Below are 2,943 nucleotides of genomic sequence, written 5' to 3' on the forward strand. Positions count from 1 at the left end.
TCCTTGACGCCGAAGGTCTCCTCGTAGACGAAGACCGTCGCCAGGCCGTCCTGCTTGCCGTTGACGAACTGCGCGGCCTCACGCGCGAGGTCACGCGCCAGGTCTGCCTGGCCGGCGGCGATCTGGGCCGAACGCTGCACCAGGGCGCCGCAGTTACCCGAGTGCAGCACCCGGTCTACCGGCTGGCTCGTCTGGTGCAGAGCTGAGCGCACGGTGGGGGTGCCGTTGCCGACTTCGGTCACTGCTTCTCCCTCATTCTCGTGACGCGGCACCGGTGAGCGCCGCTCGTCTTTCCCGCAGCACGTGGGCCGCGCCGACCATGAGCCGCTCGGCGATGAGATCGACGTGGCGCGCGCGCCAGTCCTGCAACGGCGTCCCGGCGACGAAGCGGTTGAACGCGCCGATCGCCGGGCCGCAGTGAATCTGGAAGTTCGCCCGCTCGGCTTCGTCGCCCGCGGTGGCCAGGCGGTTGGTACGGGCGAAGTAGGACCTGAACGCCAGCGCCATGCGGTGCTTGGGGTCCCGTTCGGCGCGCTCCACCTCGTCGGGACGCCCCATGCCCAGGTAGTGCTCGCGGGTCTGCTTCCACACCTGCTCCAGCGGCGCCCGGAAGCAGTCCCGCTCCAGGGCAGCCCGGGTGCCCGCGTCCAGCTCCTCCAGGCCGCCGTGCTGCCGGTAGAGCTGGTAGAGCCGGTTGACGCGGGCCGCGAACAGCGTGCCCTTGCGGACCACCTGCACCCGCGAGCCCAGCTCGAACAGGTCGCCCGCCGGGGCGTAGGTGGTGTCCTGCACGTCCAGGCCGGACAACAGGTCCTTGACCGCGTCGGAGGTGCCCGCCTCCGGCGAGCACTGGTTGACCGAGCCGGTCATCACGAAGTCCGCGCCGAGCACGAACGCCGCCGCCGCCTCGGGCGCACCCAGACCGCCCGACGCGCCGAGGTGCACCCCGTCGCTGTAGCCGTGTTCGGCCACCACCCGCTCGCGTAGCCGGGCCAGGGACGGGATCAGGGTCAGCGCCACTCCCCCGTCCGTGTGCCCGCCCGAGTCGGCTTCGACGCACACCTCACCGGCCACCGGCAGGCGCCGCGCCACCTCCGCCTCGCCGCGCGTCAGCGCGCCCCGGTCCACCAGGCCGCGCAGCAGGTCGGCCGGCGGCGGGGCCATGAAGGCAGCCGCCACCTCCGGCCGGGACACCTTCGCCAGGACATGGCGGACCGCGACCGGCGCCCCGTCCGGCCCGCGGCGCGCCCCGGCGAACCGGAACCGCACCACCGCCGGAGTGACGGAGGTGAACCCCGCCGCCTCGGCGAACCGCACGTCGTGGCGCAGCAGGACGTCCACGACCGCTTCCTCGCCCGCCGGGTCGGCCAGGTCGTGCAGCAGGTTGACGCCGTAGGTCAGGCCCGGCGTGCCGGCGAGCCGCAGCACGGCGCGTTCGACCTCGGCCAGATCGAGTCCGCCGGACCCGAAGTAGCCCAACAGCCCGGCCTGCCCGATGCGGGTGACCAACTCGACCGACGCGACCCCACGGAACATCGCACCGGCGAGGTAGGCGTACCGCAGGCCGTAGGCCGCCGGAACCGGGCGCTGCCCAGCGCGGCGGCGTCCGGGTCGACCTCGCGTTCCGGCTGGGCACGACCGTTCGCCGCCGGTGCCGCCGGTGCCGGCGCGGCCGGTGCGGAACCCCCGACCACGACCGCGTCCCACCCGGAACGTCCGACCGCGGCCCCGTTCGGCGCGGGGCCTTCGGCCAACTCGGCCCCGTTCGGCCCAGGACCGTCGGCCGCCGCGGCCCCGTCCGGCTCGGGACCTTCGGCCACCGCGGCCTGCCACAGCGGGGTGAGAACCCTGGCGTCGCCGACCTCGCGCGCCTCGGTGACCCCACGTCGAATCAGCTCGCGCATCGACCTCCGCCACAGCACCGGGCTGTCGATCTGCCGCGCCAGCAGAGCGGCCACCCCGCCCACCGGGTACGGCGCGGCGGTCGCGTTCGCGATCACCGGCACGGCCGGGTCACGGAACACGACGCCCGCCAGGTGCTCGCCGAACCGACGCGCCGCGTCCGCCATGTACCGCGAGTGGAACGCCGCGCTGACGGCGAGCGGGACGCACCGCTTTCCGGGCAGCTCGCGGACCGCGTGGCGCACCAGACGGATCGCCTCGGCCTCACCCGACACCACCACCTGGGTGACCGAGTTCTCGTTGGCGACCTGGACCCTGTCGGCGACCCCGCACCGGTGCAGCAGCGCGGTGACCTCGTCCGGGTCGAGCCCGACCACGGCCGCCATCCCGCCACCCGCCGCCTCACCCATCAGCTCACCGCGCCGCCGCACCAGGCGCAGGCCGGTGGCGAAGTCGAAGCACTCGGCGGCGAGCAGCGCGTTGTACTCACCGAGGCTGTGCCCGGCCAGGTAGTCGGGCGGTGGTTCCCGCTCGGACACGGCCCGGTGGGCGAGGGCGTTGACGACGAAGATCGCCGGCTGCGCCCACCGCGTGTCGGCCAGCTCGCCCTCCGGGCCCGACAGACACAGCTCACGCACCGACCTGCCCAGCACGTCGTCGGCGGTGGCGACCAGTTCCGGGAACCGGTCGAACAGCTCCGCACCCATCCCTGCGCGCTGCGACCCCTGACCGGGGAAGACCCAGACCCTCATCGACGACGCCGGGGGTTCAGCCGGCCGGGTACTGGTAGGGCACCAGCAGGGTGTCCTCGATCGTGCCCGGCATGAAGGTGCGGCCCCAGCCGCCCCCACCCTTGACGGGCGAGATGTAGTCCCTGGTCATCAACGTGCGGAATTCGTCGTCGGTGCGCTCCAGGTCGGTCAGTTCCTGGTAGGCGTCGAACGACGTGAAGTGCACCAGCCAGTGCAGCCGGTCCATCACGCCGAAGGTCTCCTCGTACCTGTACGAGGAGACGCGCCCGGCGAGCCGTGCGTTGACGAG

Annotated in this window: 3 protein-coding genes and 1 pseudogene; all 4 read right to left on the reverse strand. The window is 73.4% G+C overall.

Going from position 1 to position 2,943, the window contains the following annotated elements:
* Positions 1–242: DUF6039 family protein (locus tag ACY45C_RS02190; RefSeq protein WP_462185996.1), on the reverse strand; the 242-nt coding region annotated here is incomplete at its 3' end.
* 10 nt (positions 243–252) lie between these two features.
* Positions 253–1,563: a PfaD family polyunsaturated fatty acid/polyketide biosynthesis protein gene (locus ACY45C_RS02195; protein ID WP_462186018.1), complete on the reverse strand. Its 1,311-nt coding sequence runs from the start codon at positions 1,561–1,563 to the stop codon at positions 253–255.
* Positions 1,564–1,886: 323 nt separating this feature from the next.
* Positions 1,887–2,654 (reverse strand): annotated as a pseudogene (fabD, locus tag ACY45C_RS02200) (ACP S-malonyltransferase); the annotation flags it as partial.
* Positions 2,655–2,670: 16 nt separating this feature from the next.
* Positions 2,671–2,943, reverse strand: a 273-nt coding sequence (locus ACY45C_RS02205; protein WP_462185997.1) for a DUF6039 family protein, incomplete at its 5' end; no start/stop codon positions are given.

The organism is Frankia sp. CcWB2, assembly GCF_977927585.1.